Here is an 18,412-nt window from a genome sequence, read left to right as displayed (position 1 = left end):
AAAATAAAAGCGCTGTTAATTAGTTGGCGTAGTTAATAAAGTGATAGCTTTTTAAGGAAATCGTTGTTAATTTTTTGGTTGGTTGGAGGAATTTGGAAAAAATAATTAAACATATAAGTCATATAAGTTTCTGTTTTTACTAAAAACTTATATGACTTATGTGGTAAAAAGAAAAAATTATTCAGTAACAATTGTCCTGAAGGTCAGGTTGATTCTGGGTTTGCTAACTTTTTTAGTAGGAGGAAGGCGGTGCAGCCAATGGGTTTGGGTTTCGTCTTTCATGACTAAGACGCTTCCGCGTTCCAGGATTAAAGAAACGGTTTCTTTGGTTGTTTTATGCTTGAACGCAAATTTTCTTTCAGCACCAAAACTCAGTGATGCAATTGCTCCGTTTTTTTTCAAATCTTTTTCTCCATCGCTGTGCCAGGCCATTCCTTCACTGCCATCGTGATACAAATTGAGCAGGCAGGAATTGTAGGTTTCCCCGGTTTTTTCTTCGACTAAACGTTTTAATTCTTCCAGTTCCGGAGTCCAAAGAAGGGCTTCCTTGGTTATTTTAGAATAACTATATTTAAAATTAGTATTGCCATACCAGGCTACTTTTCGTTTGGTAGTAATGAGTTGGCCAAAAATAATAGCTTCGTCATTTTTCCATTCGATGGTTTCCAGTAAACGATTTAAATAGAATTCTGTCTTGGAATAATCCATGATTTGTCCATAGTAAAGCACCGTTCCGTCTTTAGGCAAAAGATTGGTGTTTTCGTCGAATTCGGGACTAAATAAATCCATGGTTTTTATTGTTATAGCTGGTTAATTGTCAATTTGATTGCTTTCTTTTAGATTTTGTTTTAATAGCATAAAACCAATACAGCCCGCAATTAACGAAGAAAGTAAAATGATAAATTTAGCCTTGTTAATGATGTGATTATCATCAAAAGCAAGCAGGGTAACAAAAATAGACATGGTGAAACCAATTCCGGCCAGAAAACCAACACTGATAATGGTTTTCCAATTGAGATCATTTGGTAGTTTACAAAGACCGATTGATACGGCAATAAAGCTAAACAAAGCAATTCCAAGAGGCTTTCCTATTACTAATCCAAGCAAAATTCCTTTGCTATAATCTAAGCTCAAAGTCGTTCCTATATCTGAGCCTAAAAGGATTGCCGTATTAGCTAACGCAAATAGGGGAAGGATGATAAAAGCCACTGGACTGTGTAAAAAATGCTGTAATTTATACGAAATGGATTTTTTGCTGCCATCGCCAAAAGGAATCACAAAAGCCAATAAAACGCCTGTAATGGTAGCATGAATTCCCGAATTTAGCATAAAATACCACATGAAAACACCTCCTATGAGATAAAGAGTCAGGCTTTTTACTTTCATTCGGTTAAGGATAAATAAAACGAGTAAAATGCCTAAAGCAATAAGTAAATTGTTCCAAAAAATAGTCTTGGTATAAAAAATGGCAATTACCAGTATGGCACCTAAATCGTCAATAACGGCTAAGGCGGTTAAGAAAATTTTTAAAGATAATGGTACCCGATTTCCTAACAAAGACAAGACTCCTAAAGCAAAAGCAATATCAGTTGCCATTGGGATTCCGGCTCCCGATTGAGCATTAGTTCCATAGTTAAGAATCAAATAGAGTCCGGCAGGTACCAGCATTCCTCCTAGGGCTGCAAAAATAGGCAACAAGGCTTCTTTTATATTTGATAATTCCCCCAGATAAATTTCCCGTTCTAACTCTAATCCAATCAATAAAAAGAAAATGGTCATCAAGCCATCGTTAATCCAGTATTCCATGCTTTGACTTCCAATTTTAGTATGCCAGGTATGAAGATATTGTTCCGAAAATGCAGAGTTAGCCAGAGATAAAGAAACTAAGGTGCAACCAATTAGAACCAGTCCACTTAATTTTTCATTTTCAAAAAAATCTTTAAAAAGATCAGAATTATAAAGGCGGTTAATTGTCTTTTTCATCTTAGATTATTTTTGTCATTTAATTAAAGAAATGATTGATTTCTTTTACAATTTAGAAAAATGTAATGACATACAAAAATAACGAAATACTTAGTGAAATCTAGCTTTAAATTGCGGATGCTCTACAAAAATAGGGAAATGCGAAATGTTTTTTCATTGAATGCAGTTAAAAGAATTTAATTCTGCTTATTAATTTGTTTTCAATTAGTATTTTTGAATTGGATAAGAAAAAATGCCAATAGCACTTTATGAAAATAGTAATATCACCCGCCAAATCATTAAATTTTGAGAAAGAACTGCCTACAACCCAGTTTACGCAACCTTCATTTTTAAAAGAATCCAGACAAGTCCATAAAGTATTAAAACAACAATCGCCTAAGGATTTATCTGATTTGATGTCTATTTCAGATAAGTTAGCCGATTTAAACTGGCAACGCAATAAAGATTGGAAAACTCCTTTTAGCCCTGAGAATGCTCGTCCTGCCATTTATACTTTTGATGGAGATGTGTACACGGGTTTAGATGCTTATTCTATTCCTGTTGAAAAATTAGAGGTACTTCAGAGTAAATTAAGAATTCTGTCAGGTTTGTACGGAATTTTGCATCCATTGGATTTAATGCAAGCCTACCGATTGGAAATGGGAACGAAATTGCCTATTGGAGACAAAAAAAATCTATATGAATTCTGGAAAACGACCTTAACGCATTCGCTAAATAAAGAATTGAAAAAAGGGGACTTGTTCATCAATTTAGCCAGTAACGAATATTTCTCGGCTATTGATGCCAAAGCCCTGAAAGTTCCCGTAATCACACCTGATTTCAAGGATTATAAAGATGGAAAACTAAAGATGATTAGTTTTTTTGCTAAAAAAGCCAGAGGAATGATGGTGCGTTATATTATTGATACCAATGCCGAAACTATTGATGATCTGAAAGGATTTAATTATGAAGGCTATCAATTTGATGCTAATTTATCTAAAGGAAATCATTTGGTTTTTACACGATAATTTTTTTACCATATAAGTCATATAAGTTTTTAATTTTTGCCCATATTACCTTAAAAATCTAAGATCATAAAAGACAAAAAAGCCGTCTCGATTCATTTCGGGACGGCTTTTCTATTTTTCTGCTTTCTAAAATCTGCTTTCTGAGCTAGTGCATCGCATCTGCCGGATTGATTTTGTTTTTCCCTTTTTTGATTAATAAAATAAAAGGAATACAACACAAAAAGAGCAAACCGAGATACAGGAAAATATCCATATAAGCTAATACGGTACTTTGTTTCATAACTGAAAAATCCAGTACTTCATAGGCTTTTTTGAGTGATTCGTTTATGGAATAACCTTTAGCCATAAAGCCATGTTGTAACTGTGTAAGGCGGTTTTGCACTTCCAATTTACTACCATCTAAATTAGCCACTAAATTTACACGATGGCTTTGTGATAAACGGGTGATAAAAGTGGTAATAATGGCAATACCAAAAGAACCTCCCAGTTGTCGCATCATCCCGGTAAAGGCAGCTCCTTCGCCAATATTCTTTCCTTTAAGCGTGGAGAGTGATAAAGTGGTAATAGGTACAAATAGTAATCCTAGTCCAATTCCTCTCAAAATTAAAGGCCAATACATGTGCTCAACACCTGTGTCCGGAGTCATGTTGAAATACATGGTTAAAGTAAAAATAAAGAAAATTAAAAAACCTACTGCTACCATATATCCTTGTGGAACTCCTTTTTGAATCATTTTACCCACAAATGGCATCATAATGGCCGTGGTAATCGATCCCGGGATTAATAATAAACCGGCATCGGTGGCGGTCCAACCCAAAATAGATTGGGTATAGATAGGAATAATCAACGTAGAACCATACAATCCGAATCCCATGATGAAACTCATAATGGTACCAATTCTTAGGTTTCCGTCTTTTAATACACTTAAATTCACAATTGGGTATTTGTAAACCAGTTGTCTCCAGATAAAAAGTATCAGTCCAAATAAAGAAACAACACTAAGCGTAACAATTAAATCATCGTTAAACCAATCATCCTGTTGTCCGTGTTCCAATACAAATTGTAAGGAACCAATGAAGGTTGCCAAAAGAATAATTCCGTACCAATCGACCTGATTCGATTTTAATTTCTCACCATATTTTGGACTTCTAACAAACGTAAGTGTCAAAAGCGTAGCAATAATCCCTAATGGAATATTGATATAAAAAATATAAGGCCATGAAAAATTATCTACTAAATAACCTCCTAAAGGCGGACCAAGAGTAGGACCTACAATTACCCCCATTCCGTAAATAGCTTGTGCCATTCCACGTTTAGCAATAGGATAACTTTCGGTAATGATGGTTTGTGCTGTTACCAGCAAAGCTCCACCACCTAAACCCTGAACAAATCGAAAGGCTACTAACTCCCAAATATTCGTTGCATTTCCGCATAAAAAGGAGGAAACAGTAAAAATAATGATTGAAACGGCAAAATAATTACGTCTTCCAAATTGTTGCGAAAGCCAGCTTGTCATTGGGATTACAATAACGTTTGCAATGGCATAGGCAGTAATTACCCAGGCAACATCCGTTAAAGTGGCTCCCAGACTTCCTCTCATGTTGGTCAAAGCCACATTGACAATAGTGGTATCAACAATTTCCAACAAAGCACAGAGTACTGCTGTAATTGTTATGATAACTCTTCTAAAGCCATATTCTACTAAATCGTCGTCTGCTAGTACCATTTTTATTTTATATGTACATCTACATCCACATTCATTCCGGGACGTAATAGTTTTACTTTTTCGATATCATTGCTAGGATCAATACTAATTTTTACAGGCAAACGTTGGATTGTTTTCACAAAGTTTCCAGTGGCATTATCAGGAGGCAGGATAGAAAAACGAGAACCTGTAGCCGGTGAAAATGAAGTCACAGTTCCTGTAAATTCATAATCAGGATAGGCATCTACTTTTAAAGCTACTTTTTGACCCGCAACCATTTTGTTCAATTGTGTTTCTTTGAAATTAGCAATTACCCAGGCTTCGTTGTTGTTGATAATGTAAAACAAAGATTGTCCCGGTTGTACTAATTGTCCTGGTTGGATGTCAATTTTAGAAACCTGACCGTCAATAGCTGCTGTAATAACCGTATAAGTTAAGTTTAATTTAGCCGATTCTAATAAAGCTTGTGCTCTTTTGATATTAGCCGAAGCTACATCAGTTTCTTTGTTAGAAACTACCGATTTAGCCTGGATAACCGATTTTTGAAAAGCACTTGCTCTTTCTTGTTGTTGCAAAATACGCACTTGATTTTCAGCTTCTTGTTTTGCAGCTAAAGCCTGCTCGTATTGTTGTTTTGTAATGGTATGATTTTTATACAAATTGCTGTAACGGTTGAAATCATTGGTAGCCAAACCTAATTTAATTTTAGCAGATTCAATGTTTCCAGATGCCGATTTAACATTTGCATCCGATACGGAGATATTAGCCAGAATACTACCAATATCCGCTTTTGATACTTCAAAATTTCCTTCGGCTGCTGCCAATGCTGCTGTAGCTTCGTCAATTTTTAATTGGTAATCTTTTTGATCAATAGTAAATAAAGTATCTCCTTTTTTTACAAAATCATTGTCTTTAATGTAGACCTTTTTCACATAACCCGAAACCCTAGGAATAATTGGATTCATGTATTTTTCTATCTGTGCATCATCAGTTCCTTCGTGAGATAGAGAGTGAATGTATTTGTAAGAACCATATATAACGCCTAATAGAATTAAAGAACCTATTATAGCGATGAATTTTTTGTTTGTTTTTTTCTTTTCCATTTTAGGTATCGATTATATTTTAGAAAGGTTGAAAGTTTGGTTTAATTGTCCTGTTACTGAGAGTAAGTTGTAATATTTTTGAATCACATTGGCTTTGGCAACTGTGTTGTTGATTTTTGAACTCAGTTGCTCTACGTCGGCTTCTAATAAATCATTAGTATCTGCAAGTCCGTTATCGTATTTATCTTTTAAAATTCTGTAATTTTCAGTCGCCTGTTCTACAGCCTGAGCGTAAACGCCCTTTTGTTTTACTGCCAAATCATAGTCTTCAATTGCTTTTTGAACTTGAACCTTGATGTAATCGGTAAGCATCATTTCCGAAGCCTGTAATTCTTCGGCCTGGCTTTTGGCTACTTTTACTTCAGTTGCATTTTTAAAAATGTTACTTAAATTATAAGAGATTCCAACTCCAAAATTCATCGCATTTTGTACAGTAACCACATTTTTTAAATCCAGAGTAGTATATCCGCCAATGAGTGAAAGAGAAGGGTAGTAGCCACTTCGAGCTACTTTAATACTTGCCTGACTTGCTTTTTCCTGAAGACGAATGGCTTCTAAATCCTTACGGTTTTCCAATGCCGGATTTTCATCGGTAGGAATATTATTCATTTCAAAATTGTAGAAATCACTTTCTCTAATTTCGATTATCGTTTTAGGATCCAGTTTCAAAAAGCTGGTTAGTTCGTAATTTACAACACTTAAATTACTTTTAGCCTGGTCTAAAGACAATTGGACTTTAGAAAGTTGTAACTGTGTTTTTAGCAAATCGTTTTTAGGAACAATTTCGTTTTTTTCCAATTCCGTAAAATCCTTCACACGTTGTTGGGCACTTTTGTAATTTTCGTTCAGTAATTCAACTGTTTTTTGTGCTTTGTATAAAGCTGCATAATAGTTGATGACTTTCATTGCCGTTTCTTCTTTGGTTTGCAAAGCATTAGCCGTTTCAGCCTGATACAAATTATCTGAAACCTTAATGCTATTCTTTAATTTAAAGCCGGAGAAAATAGGCAAAGTGGCATTAATTTGTCCTAAAACCAATTGATCTACATTAGGTGCTTTGTTATCCGAATTGCTGTCGCTGCTGTTAGTTTTCATATTCACAGAAGCTTTGGTCAATCGTTGGTATTGTGCCGAAGCCTTTAAATCAGGATAGATGTTGTTTTTTACCGATTGCAACTCGTATTTTTTAGTCGTCACTTTGGCGTTGGCTAAATTTACTTCGTTGCTCTTCTCCCAAGCCAGATGAATGGCTTCGTCGAGCGATAAACTCTTTTTTTCCTGTGCTTCTATGGATGTTATTCCTAGAAATAAAACCCCAAAGAGTATTAAATGATTAGCTTTCATATATTAGAAGTGCTTTTATTGTTTGTTGAATGTGAGTTTTAAGTTTTGTTTGTACATAATTTTCGAAGTCTTCGTCTGTTTCCAGAACCAATAGCTTTTTGAAATAGGCTTTATTCATGGTGAAGTGAAAAAACGTACCCATTATTGTGGGAGGAATCAGCGGAATGACGACGTCTTTTCTAAAAATTCCTTTTTGTTGTCCTTCGTGAATAATGGCTTCCAATGATTTTAAATTTTTATCCCTTACTTCGTTTAAGACTTTTAATTTATCCTCTTTCTCTTCAGATGAAAATTCAAAATGTAAGATTCTGTAAATTCCTTTATTGCATCTAATACGGTTGACGTATAGTTCAATCAGTTTGTCAATTTTTTCAATAGGATCTAAGTCTTCAACAGATAGATTTTCCATTTGAATTTTTAAATCGGAAGTCCGGTAAACAATCAGTGCTTCCAATAATTTTTCTTTCGAACCAAAATAATAGGAAACCATCGCAACATTAATATCGGCCTCCTTAGCTATTGTTCTAATCGAAGTTCCCTCGAATCCATTCTCGGCAAATAGCGTTTCTGCTATCAGCAGAATTTGAATTTGCTTTTCGTTAAAATCAGTTTTCACTTGGATTTGTTTTTAATTACAGTACAAAATTAAACAACTGTTTAATTTAAACAGTTGTTTAATTTTTATTTAACGTAATATTAACATAGTAAAGCGGAGTCTGTTTCTGTGAAATTTAAGTATAAGTTATTGTTTTTAAGTTGTTTAGTGTGTTCTTGTGTTCGTGTTAGAAAATATGAAACAAAACAATAAGGAGACATTAGGCTTTAATTGGGAACGATAAATTGATGCAGTATTTGTGTTTTCTCCTTTCTTTGGTACCAGTCATTATAGACTAATTCAAGTTTGTTTACTTCAAATTTTCCAAAATCCTCGTTGCGGTATTTTTCCAATAAAGAAATGAGTTTAGTAGTATCGGCAATAGGTTTTCTAAAGCGACAAACACTAATGTGAGCGGTAAATAATGTATATCGACTATCAATACTTTGTTCCAAATTAGTGTTTTTGAATGCTTTTCGAAGTGAATCCCGAAATGAATTTAGACTTTCATTCGTTGGGAAGCCTTGAATCATAATGGTCGAATTGGATGCTGTAATTCCGTTTAGATTAATTTCTAAATTCTTCAAGTGAATTAGATTTTCCTGGATGACAGCAATATATGTTGAAGGATTAATTTGGCTTAAAGAAAAACCGTCATGGCAGGAAATGATAGATAAAACGGTGATGTGCATATCCGAATTGGGATAATAATATTGCTCAGCATCCTCTTTTTTAAGTTCGTTTAAAAACGACTGAATCTTATTTTTTATTGATTCCGACGGGCGAATGAGTAAAGTAATTCCAAAACGATTGTCGTTTTCTGCATCAATTTTAGGGTCTATTACATAATTATTATTCGAAATTGTCTCTGCCGAGTTGGTAAACAATTGATTGTAATGAGCTGCTAAATCCATGAGAAGTTATTGTGAAATGCAAAATTAAGGATTTTTTCAGCAGCTTATTTTATTAAAAGCTAAATGCTTCGTAGTAAAACGGATAGCTTTTTTGATTCAAAATTGTGAATATCTATTTTGATAATTTGATGATTATTTTGCTCTAAAATCTATCTTTGGCATCCTTAAAAAAAGAAATTATGAGCGCAATTTGGTACGAATGCAAAGTAAAATATAGAAAAACAGACGAAACAGGAAATCAGAAAGTTACAACCGAACCGTATTTGATTGATGCGATATCTTTCACAGAAGCCGAAAGCAGGATTAATGAAGAAATGAAAGCTTATATTAGTGAGGAATTTAAAATCACCAACATAAAAGTGGCTAATTATGCTGAGATTCATCCTTTTGAAAATGCTGATCGTTGGTTTAAATCGAAGATTTCTTTACTAGCTTATGATGAGGAAAGCGGTAAAGAACGCAAGACTAACATGTATTTCTTAGTTCAGGCCAATGATGTTAAAGAAGCTTATGATAACACTGTTTCCACAATGAAAGGCACTATGGGTGATTACACCATTCCGGCTATTTCAGAGTCGCCTATTATGGATGTTTTTCCTTATTTTAGTGGAGATGAAGATGAATTGGAGCAATTAGAAAAGTTCAATGCACTTAAAGCTTCTAAACCGGAAATTGTTTCAGAAATAGAAGATCACATGGAATTTGCCGTTGAAGAGGAAGAAGTTTCATAAGGCTTTAGCCAAATAACAATAAAAATCGCCAATTATAGTTTCATTTAAAATGTATAATTGGCGATTTTTTTGTTTTTCTAGTTTAGCATGACTTTAGAAAGAGTAACTATTCCCGTAATTAAAATTAATATCAAAACAATAGATTTGAATTGCTGTTCGGAGATTTGATTTAAGATTTTTTTTCCAATAAAAGTACCTGCTATGCTTACCAAAAGGAGAATAGGAATGAGGTACATGTCGTGTTTATGAACATAGCCGTTGTAGCTATAAACAATGCTTCTACTGGAGTCAATAGCCAAATCAATTATGGCAGAAGTTGCTATGAAAACTTCCATTTTAAGATTATAAGCCGCTAAGGTCATTCCGCGAATTGCTCCTCCAGTACCTAATAAACCTGCAATTAATCCCGAAAAAGTACCTCCAATGACTGAATTTGTTGTTGTTGGTTTTATGATAATGTTTTTGAAAAATAGAAACACTAAACTGGTAATAATCAGGAATGCTGCGAGAGCTATTTCAAGAGTTTTAGAGTCGATAAATTGACTGATAAAAGCCCCTGTAATCACAAAAATAACTGCCGGAATCCCAATAGAAACCAGCAGTTTTTTATCGAAGCCTTTTCTGAAAAAAGCAATTTTACTTAAATTACTTGATACATGAAATAATGCCGTAATGCCTAATACGGAATGAAAATCTAAAAAATAACTGGCAATGGGGACAAAAAACAAGGAAGAGCCAAATCCGCCCACAGTACCAAGGATTTCGGCCAATAGTGCCAATAGTATGAATAAGGCTAAGTTTTCCAATTGTTAATTTGTTATCCTTGTTAATTTAAAAAGGAATTTTGATTTAATAAATTCGGCCGATTTATTTCTTAATATCGACTTGTTTGAGAATTTCCCTTTCGGAATGGCGAACGAGGATTTTGAATTTTTCGTACCAGGGTCTCCAGTCGGTAGCGCCCATGTCTCTGGCAAGTCCTTGTTCAAAATCGGCAAGTGTGGCATAGGATGATTCAAAAATCAGTCGGTAACTTTCTCCGGTAAAGTCAGTTAAAACTCTATTTCCAGCTGTTTGTGGAAATAATCCACCCTGAGTGGCCTCATCAATCAAAGCTTTGGCATCTTTATAACGGCCAAATTGCAGATAAAAAATTTCGCGAACTATATACATGAGTACAAAAATTAGGAGTTAAACAAATAATTTTATACGTATAAAGTTAAGAAATAATACAATTGAATTGTTTTTAATGTATTGAAAAACAGCGTGTTTTTTACTGTTTGTTTTGGCTCTTCATTTTGTGTATCCAAAGAGAAACTGACCAAACTACTGTGATACCGAAGATGATAAATATTAGGGTATAATAGTCATCAAAAAAATCGTGAAAGTATGATCCGATGAAAAGATAGGCCGAGGCAATACAGAGTTTTAATGGAATAAATTCAGCGTTTGACCAACAAGTTTTGATTTTGAAAAAGTTCATATCGCTCTATTTTGGGTTATCAAAATTGATTTTTCTATTTATTTCGCACGTAAGACAGTTGAGCTTCTTTTCGATTAGCGGCGTGGGTTGCTATAAAGCTAATAATAAAAATCTGAAAAGCATGGAAAAGCATGATGGGAAGTAGAATAATTCCCATTGCGCTTGGATTAGGGAATAATATTTTGGCAAATACGGTTCCGTGTACTAATGATTTTTTGGTACCACAAAACTGAGCTGTAATTTTATCTTCGACATTAAATCCAAGTTTGCTGCTTAAAAAACCGGTAAGGAAATAGACCAAATAAAATAAACTGAAAACCGCAACTGAAATAATGACAAAATCAAAAGTGTCTATTCCGCTAAATACATTTTCTTCAAAGGAGCTGGCAAAACTTTTGTAGATAATCAATAAGATAATCGATTTATCAAATAAGGTCAGGTAACTATTGTATTTTTGAGCTAAGTTGCCCCAATAGCGATGCAACAGTAAACCCAGAATTACAGGAACGACAACTTCTACAATCAATTTGATGTAAATATCTCCCAAATCATAGCTTGCAGCGGTATTATTTAAAAAAAGTCCCAACCAAAGCGGTGTAATAACAATTCCTATTAAACCCGAAATACTGGCGTTAAATATGGCTGCTGGAATATTTCCTTTGGCCATAGAAACCATCACTACCGATGAAGAAACCGTTGAAGGAAGTGAGGCCAGGAACAAAAAGGCAAGCCAAATGGTTTTATCGTATTCAGAGTGGATTAAAGGGTGAAAACACAGAATAATGATAGGAAATACCAAGAAAGTGCAGACTTGTACCAAAAGATGTAATTTCCAGTTTTTTAATCCTGATTTTGTTTTTTCGGGGCTTAGTTTGAGTCCGTAGAAAAAGAAGATTAAGGAAACACCAATACTTCCAATTTTGTCTAATGGAATAGGACTTGATTTACTGCCAAATTGAGGAAAAAGATAGGCAAAAAGCACTACCACAATTATTGAAAGGACGAATTTGTCAATTTTAAATTTCATTATCTGTTAACCTTATAGATTTAGTAGGCAAATGTACTAACTTAACAAAGAACCAAAGAAAAATAGTTGAATTTTAGTAGCTTTTTAACGATTTAACCCACTGTATATAGCTATTGTTTATTTGATTTTCTTTTTAAAAAGTCTTATTTTTCATTTTCAAGTTGATTGATTATTCCTTTCAGCATTTTGGGAACAATAAGTTTGTGAAACGGTCTTACCGGTAAAAAATACATTCTTCCAAAGGCGTTGTGGAACTTAACTGTTGTACTGATTACCAATTTGCTTTTGTTGTGATTTTCGGTTTGTTTGTCAATAAAAAGAGAAATTCTGAAATTCAAATGTTTGTCGTCTTCACCTAATATTAGCTCGTCTTCCGTTTTGCTAAAAACTTTGAATAGTCCTAGTTGTTCACCTTCCTGACATTTAAAATTATCTAATTGTGCTTGTCTGTCATTGCTGTTTCCTGAGGTTTTAAGTCCAAACAGACTCACAATCTTGTTTCTTAACGTAAAAAGTTTTCCAACCCAATTTGGAGCACTTGTAAAAAAGGCTTTTCCTATTGTGGCACTTGTAATAGTATTTTTATTGTCGCTGAACTCTCCAACAAAACTGTCAACGAAATCATAGTTTACTCCGTCATTTTTTAAAATTGATTTATTTGGAAGTACTGTTTCTATTATTTTCATTTTCTAGGTTGTTTCTTGAAGTATAAATATAGTTGATTTGTATTACAAATATTTTTCAGAAAAGAGTTTTTGTTCCTTAAAATAAATAAAGGGGCTTAAATTGCTGTTGTTCTAGCCCCGATAGCAGCGGCATCCTTTATGTTCTTTCTTTAAGAACATAAAGATAGAGTGGAGAGCGGGAAATAGCTTCTCATTTTAGCATTTGTTATGACTATGACAGTCCTGTTTTCTGTTTTTGCAAGTCTGTCAGTCAGTTTAAAATGTCATATTGTCAGCTAATTTTGCGGCAGTTTAATATTTTATGACAATTTACAAGGGGCTTTGATATTGGCACAAAGATTGACTTAAGCAGCTTGAGTTATTAAAACGAGTATATAATAAAAATTAAATATATTAAAAATGGGTAAAATAATCGGAATTGATTTAGGTACGACCAACTCTTGTGTTTCTGTAATGGAAGGTAGTGAAGCAGTTGTTATTCCTAATGCAGAAGGAAAAAGAACAACGCCATCTATCATTGCTTTTGTTGAAGGTGGAGAAATTAAAGTGGGTGATCCTGCAAAAAGACAAGCGGTAACTAATCCAACTAAGACTATTGCTTCTATCAAACGTTTTATGGGACATTCATTTGCTGAAATTACTGAAGAAGCAAAAAGAGTTCCTTACAGTGTAGTAAAAGGAGACAACAATACTCCACGTGTGGATATTGACGGTCGTTTGTATACTGCTCAAGAATTGTCAGCTATGACACTTCAAAAAATGAAAAAAACTGCTGAAGACTATTTAGGTCAAACAGTAACTGAAGCAGTTATTACTGTTCCTGCTTACTTTAACGATGCACAACGTCAGGCTACTAAAGAAGCTGGTGAAATTGCTGGTCTTAAAGTTATGCGTATCATCAACGAGCCTACTGCTGCTGCATTAGCTTACGGATTAGATAAAAAAGGAACTGATCAAAAAATTGCTGTTTACGATTTAGGTGGAGGTACTTTTGATATCTCTGTTCTTGAATTAGGAGACGGAGTTTTCGAAGTATTATCTACTGATGGAGATACTCACTTGGGAGGAGATGATTTTGACCACGAAATTATTGACTGGTTAGCTAATGAATTCTTAGCTGAAGAAGGTGTTGACTTGCGTTTAGACCCAATGTCTTTACAACGTATTAAAGAAGCTGCTGAGAAAGCTAAAATTGAATTATCTGCTTCTGCTGAAACTGAAATCAACTTGCCATATGTAACTGCTACGGCTTCAGGACCAAAACACTTAGTTAAAAAATTATCTAGAGCTAAATTTGAGCAATTAACTGATTCATTAGTTAAACGTTCTATGGCACCAGTTGCTAAAGCATTGAAAAATGCTGGTTTATCAGTTTCTGATATCGACGAAGTTATCTTGGTAGGAGGTTCTACTCGTATCCCAAGAATCGTTGAAGAAGTTGAGAAATTCTTTGGTAAAAAAGCTTCTAAAGGAGTTAACCCTGATGAGGTTGTAGCTATTGGAGCTGCTATCCAAGGTGGTGTACTTTCTGGAGATGTAAAAGATGTATTGTTACTTGACGTTACTCCATTATCTTTAGGTATCGAAACTATGGGTGGTGTAATGACTGTTCTTATCGAAGCTAACACTACTATCCCAACTAAAAAATCTCAAGTATTCTCTACTGCTGCTGATTCTCAACCATCTGTTGAAATCCACGTTTTACAAGGAGCTAGAGCAATGGCTGCTGATAACAAAACTATCGGTCGTTTCCACTTAGACGGTATTCCACCAGCACCAAGAGGAGTTCCTCAAATCGAGGTTTCTTTTGATATTGATGCTAATGGTATCATCAAAGTTTCTGCTACTGATAAAGGAACTGGAAAATCTCACGATATCCGTATCGAAGCTTCTTCTGGTTTAACAGCTGAAGAAATCGAACAAATGAAAAAAGATGCTGAAGCTAATGCTGATGCTGATAGAGCTGCAAAAGAAAGAGCTGAAAAATTAAACGAAGCTGATAGTACTATTTTCCAAACTGAAAGTCAATTGAAAGAATTGGGAGATAAAATTTCTGCTGAGAACAAAACAGCTATCGAATTTGCTTTAACTGAATTAAGAATGGCTCACCAATCTCAAGATATTGCTGCTATCCAAAAAGGTTTAGATAATGTAAATGCTGCTTGGAAAACTGCTACTGAAGCTATGTACGCTCAAGGAGAGCAAGGTCAAGCTGCTGCTGAACCACAAGCTGAAGGTGATAACGTTCAAGACGTAGATTACGAAGAAGTAAAATAAGCAGAGAACCAATTTTTTGAATAAAAAATTGTGTGAATCGCTTATCCCGATTTTTATCGGGATCTTTTGAAGAACATAAATAATGAAAAACCGAGTCAGGAATGGCTCGGTTTTTTTGTTTATTAAACCCGACAGCTTTTTAAAAGCTGTCGGGTTTGTTTGTTAATTAAAATTATTTCCAAAACATGATTTATCTCATAAAAGAAAATAGGATTTCAAATTACTTTTGTCAGAGTTAATCCGTGTTTTTAAATTGTTAAGTTGTACTTTTTTGCCAAAAGTTTTTTGTAATATTACTGTTAAATGATTTTTGTATGAGAAAAATAAAATATAAAAAGGCTAGAAAAGTACATTTAAATCAATTAGAGTACACAGGAAAACACAAGAAGCTGGAGTCAAAAATGCAGCTGTTTGTGTATGACGATTTGGATTTTACAGAATACCAGGATTTAGCTATTTCAGATTTTAGAGAATGCATCGATAATACAAAAACAAACTGGCTTAATTTACATGGTTTAAGCGATATTAAAACAGTGGAGGGAATTGGAGAATTTTTTGATATTGATAGTTTTCTGCTTTCGGATATTTTAAATACTGCAAGAAGGACAAAAATGGAAGAATCAGCCAGTAGTTTGTTTTTTAATATAAAGTCGATATTGCCAACAGAAAACTCTGATAATATTAGTTCCGAGCAGATTAGTTTTTTGATAAAGGATGGAATTTTGATTTCTTTTCAGGAAAAAAGCAGTGATTTTTTTACGCATATTAGAGAAAGGATACGGACCCATTCAGGGGTTGTGAGAACTAAAAAGGCTGATTATTTGCTCTCTCTTCTTTTAGATGCTGTTATGGAAAATTTCTATATTACTATTGAGGATGAGGAAGAAAAGGTAGAGGAATTGATTAATCTGTCTAAGAGTAGTACTAATCCTGATATTTTGGTACGAATTGAAAAGCACAGGGATAATTTAAGTTTTTTAAAACGCTCGATTATTCCGCTTAGAGATTCATTATACGGTATTAAAACATTAAAAGAAGATGTTGTTTGCAATGTAATTCAAATGGATTCCTATGTTTATTTTTCGCGATTGCATCAAAAAAGTTTAGAGCTTTTGGAACAAATTGAATCAGATATGGGGATGCTGGAAGGTGCTTCAAATTTCTTTTTTTCTTCTCAATCGCATAAGATGAATGAGATTATGAAAACGCTTACGATAGTGTCAGCTATATTTATTCCGTTAACGTTTATTGTTGGTGTTTACGGGATGAATTTTGATTACATGCCCGAACTGAGATATGAAAAAGGTTATTATACTGTCATTGGTATAATGGTTTTAATAGGGATTCTGATGATTATTTATTTTAAAAAGAGAAGATGGTTTTGAGAACAATTATCGGTTGAATGTTGTCAGTAAAATTGTAAAAGGAATTGAAAGAATAAAATAAGTTTAAATATTTATAAAATGAACAAAGCCATTTATATCGCGACTTCAGAAAGTAATAGCGGGAAATCGATTATTACCCTTGGATTAATGAGTATGCTTATTGGTAAAACTGCCAAGGTGGGCTATTTCAGGCCTATTATTGAAGATTTTGAAGATGGAAAATTAGACAATCATATCGAAACGGTAATATCTCATTTTGGTTTGGATATCCGATTTGAAGATGCTTTTGCCATCACCAAGAGTCAGTTAATCAAGAAAAAGAATAAGGGAAAAATAGGCGATGTTTTAGATTTGATTATTGAAAAATTCAAACATTTAGAAGAGAGGTTTGATTTTGTATTGGTTGAAGGTACAAGCTTTAGTGGAGAAGGAACGGCTATCGAGCTTGATATGAATGTTCTTATTGCTAAAAATTTAGGGATTCCAACTATAATTGTTGGTTCAGGTGTTGGGAAAACTCTCGAAGAATTTTTGGATGGAGAATATCTTGCTTATGATTCTTTTAAAAATAAGGAAGTTGAAGTGTTGGCTTTTATTGCCAATAAAATCCAACCCGAAAACTTGAAATTAGCAGAGGATGGTTTGCGAAGTGTTTTGCCCAAAGAAGTTTTGGTGAGTGCTATTCCTGTTGTCTCAAGTTTAAATAATCCTACGGTTAAGGAAATAGTGGAGGAATTGGATGCTAAGATTCTTTTTGGCAAGGATTTTATCAATAATGAAGTAGGCAGTTTTAGTGTGGGGGCTATGCAATTGCGAAATTATTTATTGCATCTAAAAGAGAATGCGTTGGTCATTACTCCGGGAGATAGAGCCGATATTATTTTGGGAGCTTTACAGGCCAATGAATCGGTTAATTATCCTTCTGTTTCCGGAATAGTTTTGACTGGAAATATTCTTCCTGAAGATAGTATTTTGAAGTTAATCGAAGGTTTGAATGGAGTTGTACCAATTATTTCGGTAGAAGGAGGGACGTATCGAATAACTAATAAGATAGGTTCAATACAGTCTAAAATTTATGCCGAGAATATTCATAAAATAGAAACCTCAATAAGCACCTTTGAAAAGTATGTTGATTTAGATGAACTGTCGGATAAATTAAGTGCTTTTGAAGCCGAAGGAATGACGCCAAAAATGTTTCAGTACAATCTGGTAAAAAGAGCCAAACAACACCGAAAACATGTTGTCCTTCCGGAAGGAAATGATGATCGAATAATTATTGCGACCTCTCGATTATTAGCGATGGATGTGGTAGATATTTCTATCATTGGAAACAAAAAACAAATAGAAAATAAAGTAGCCGAATTAGGAATAGCTTTCGATTTTTCGAAAGTGAATATTATTAATCCTATAGCATCTCCTTATTATGATGATTATGTAAGTACTTATTATGAGCTTCGAAAAAATAAGAATGTTTCTATGGCTATGGCCAAAGATTTAATGGAAGATGTGTCTTATTTTGGAACGATGATGGTGTACAAAGGCCATGCGGACGGAATGGTTTCCGGGGCGGCACATACCACACAACACACCATTTTACCGGCTTTACAATTCATTAAAACCAAGCCTAATTCGAGTGTGGTTTCGTCAATATTTTTCATGTGTTTAGAAGACAGGGTTTCTATTTTTGGAGATTGTGCCATTAATCCGAATCCTACTGCTGAACAATTGGCCGAAATTGCAATTTCTTCTGCCGATTCGAGTTTAGCTTTCGGAATAGAACCTAAAGTGGCCATGTTGTCTTATTCTTCGGGTTCATCAGGAAAAGGAGATGAAGTTGAAAAAGTGCGAACAGCAACTGAAATTGTAAAGAAAAAACGTCCCGATTTAAAAATAGAAGGCCCTATTCAGTATGATGCGGCCGTTGACATGGAAGTAGGGAAAAGCAAAATGCCAAACTCAGAAGTGGCAGGGCAGGCGAGTGTACTTATTTTTCCGGATTTGAATACAGGAAACAATACTTATAAAGCTGTTCAGAGAGAAACAGGAGCTTTAGCGATTGGACCAATGCTGCAGGGGTTAAATAAGCCTGTTAACGATTTAAGTCGTGGTTGTACCGTAGATGATATTATTAACACAGTCGTGATTACAGCGATTCAAGCACAAGGATTGTAA

16 protein-coding genes are annotated in these 18,412 nt (G+C 34.3%); 5 read left to right on the top strand and 11 right to left on the bottom strand.

Annotated elements, in window-relative coordinates; translation table 11 throughout:
* Positions 1-177 precede the first annotated feature (177 nt).
* Together EOD40_RS08615 and nhaA are read right to left on the bottom strand one after the other, a co-directional pair.
* Positions 178-789, bottom strand: a complete 612-nt coding sequence (locus EOD40_RS08615; RefSeq protein WP_128194623.1) for an alpha-ketoglutarate-dependent dioxygenase AlkB family protein — start codon at positions 787-789, stop codon at positions 178-180.
* A 21-nt stretch (positions 790-810) separates the two neighbouring features.
* Positions 811-1,983 (bottom strand): Na+/H+ antiporter NhaA, encoded by a 1,173-nt coding sequence (nhaA, locus tag EOD40_RS08610; RefSeq protein ID WP_128194621.1) that lies wholly within the window; start codon positions 1,981-1,983, stop codon positions 811-813.
* Positions 1,984-2,231: 248 nt separating this feature from the next.
* Between nhaA and yaaA the strand changes: the two genes are divergently transcribed.
* Complete coding sequence (yaaA, locus tag EOD40_RS08605) at positions 2,232-2,990, top strand: peroxide stress protein YaaA (protein ID WP_128194619.1); 759 nt, start codon at positions 2,232-2,234, stop codon at positions 2,988-2,990.
* Positions 2,991-3,135: 145 nt separating this feature from the next.
* On the opposite strand, the gene EOD40_RS08600 is transcribed toward yaaA, so the two are convergent.
* From EOD40_RS08600 to EOD40_RS08580, 5 genes are all read right to left on the bottom strand, one after another.
* On the bottom strand, positions 3,136-4,716 hold the full coding sequence (locus EOD40_RS08600) for an MDR family MFS transporter (protein WP_128194617.1): 1,581 nt from the start codon (positions 4,714-4,716) through the stop codon (positions 3,136-3,138).
* 2 nt (positions 4,717-4,718) lie between these two features.
* Positions 4,719-5,798, bottom strand: coding sequence for an HlyD family secretion protein (locus EOD40_RS08595; protein WP_128194615.1), 1,080 nt, complete (start codon positions 5,796-5,798; stop codon positions 4,719-4,721).
* Positions 5,799-5,810: 12 nt separating this feature from the next.
* Positions 5,811-7,142, bottom strand: coding sequence for a TolC family protein (locus EOD40_RS08590; RefSeq protein ID WP_128194613.1), 1,332 nt, complete (start codon positions 7,140-7,142; stop codon positions 5,811-5,813).
* Positions 7,132-7,758, bottom strand: coding sequence for a TetR/AcrR family transcriptional regulator (locus EOD40_RS08585; RefSeq protein WP_317127911.1), 627 nt, complete (start codon positions 7,756-7,758; stop codon positions 7,132-7,134). Before EOD40_RS08585 ends, EOD40_RS08590 begins: the two co-directional genes overlap by 11 nt.
* 206 nt (positions 7,759-7,964) lie before the next feature.
* On the bottom strand, positions 7,965-8,651 hold the full coding sequence (locus EOD40_RS08580; RefSeq protein ID WP_128194610.1) for a 2'-5' RNA ligase family protein: 687 nt from the start codon (positions 8,649-8,651) through the stop codon (positions 7,965-7,967).
* Positions 8,652-8,830: 179 nt separating this feature from the next.
* Between EOD40_RS08580 and EOD40_RS08575 the strand changes: the two genes are divergently transcribed.
* Positions 8,831-9,382: a DUF4494 domain-containing protein gene (locus EOD40_RS08575; RefSeq protein ID WP_128194608.1), complete on the top strand. Its 552-nt coding sequence runs from the start codon at positions 8,831-8,833 to the stop codon at positions 9,380-9,382.
* A gap of 77 nt (positions 9,383-9,459) precedes the next feature.
* On the opposite strand, the gene EOD40_RS08570 is transcribed toward EOD40_RS08575, so the two are convergent.
* The 4 genes from EOD40_RS08570 to EOD40_RS08550 all read right to left on the bottom strand — a co-directional run bounded on the left by EOD40_RS08570 (position 9,460) and on the right by EOD40_RS08550 (position 12,578).
* Positions 9,460-10,188, bottom strand: a complete 729-nt coding sequence (locus EOD40_RS08570; protein WP_128194606.1) for a sulfite exporter TauE/SafE family protein — start codon at positions 10,186-10,188, stop codon at positions 9,460-9,462.
* A gap of 61 nt (positions 10,189-10,249) precedes the next feature.
* Positions 10,250-10,555 (bottom strand): hypothetical protein, encoded by a 306-nt coding sequence (locus EOD40_RS08565; protein WP_128194604.1) that lies wholly within the window; start codon positions 10,553-10,555, stop codon positions 10,250-10,252.
* Between the two features lie 344 nt (positions 10,556-10,899).
* Positions 10,900-11,892 carry a bile acid:sodium symporter family protein gene (locus EOD40_RS08555; RefSeq protein WP_128194600.1) on the bottom strand — a complete coding sequence of 331 codons (993 nt, stop codon included), beginning with the start codon at positions 11,890-11,892 and terminating at the stop codon, positions 10,900-10,902.
* Between the two features lie 143 nt (positions 11,893-12,035).
* Entirely contained in the window at positions 12,036-12,578 is a 543-nt protein-coding gene (locus EOD40_RS08550) for a DUF2867 domain-containing protein (RefSeq protein ID WP_128194598.1), read from the bottom strand.
* Between the two features lie 399 nt (positions 12,579-12,977).
* Between EOD40_RS08550 and dnaK the strand changes: the two genes are divergently transcribed.
* The 3 genes from dnaK (at position 12,978) to pta (ending at position 18,412) form a co-directional block, all read left to right on the top strand.
* Positions 12,978-14,855, top strand: a complete 1,878-nt coding sequence (gene dnaK, locus EOD40_RS08545) for a molecular chaperone DnaK (protein ID WP_128194596.1) — start codon at positions 12,978-12,980, stop codon at positions 14,853-14,855.
* 314 nt (positions 14,856-15,169) lie between these two features.
* Entirely contained in the window at positions 15,170-16,240 is a 1,071-nt protein-coding gene (corA, locus tag EOD40_RS08540; RefSeq protein ID WP_128194594.1) for a magnesium/cobalt transporter CorA, read from the top strand.
* 78 nt (positions 16,241-16,318) lie between these two features.
* Complete coding sequence (gene pta, locus EOD40_RS08535; RefSeq protein WP_128194592.1) at positions 16,319-18,412, top strand: phosphate acetyltransferase; 2,094 nt, start codon at positions 16,319-16,321, stop codon at positions 18,410-18,412.

Source organism: Flavobacterium sufflavum, from assembly GCF_004016525.1.
GTDB lineage: Bacteria > Bacteroidota > Bacteroidia > Flavobacteriales > Flavobacteriaceae > Flavobacterium > Flavobacterium sufflavum.
The sequence above is the reverse complement of the archived record's forward strand: the minus strand, read 5'-3'. Positions and strand labels throughout refer to the sequence as shown.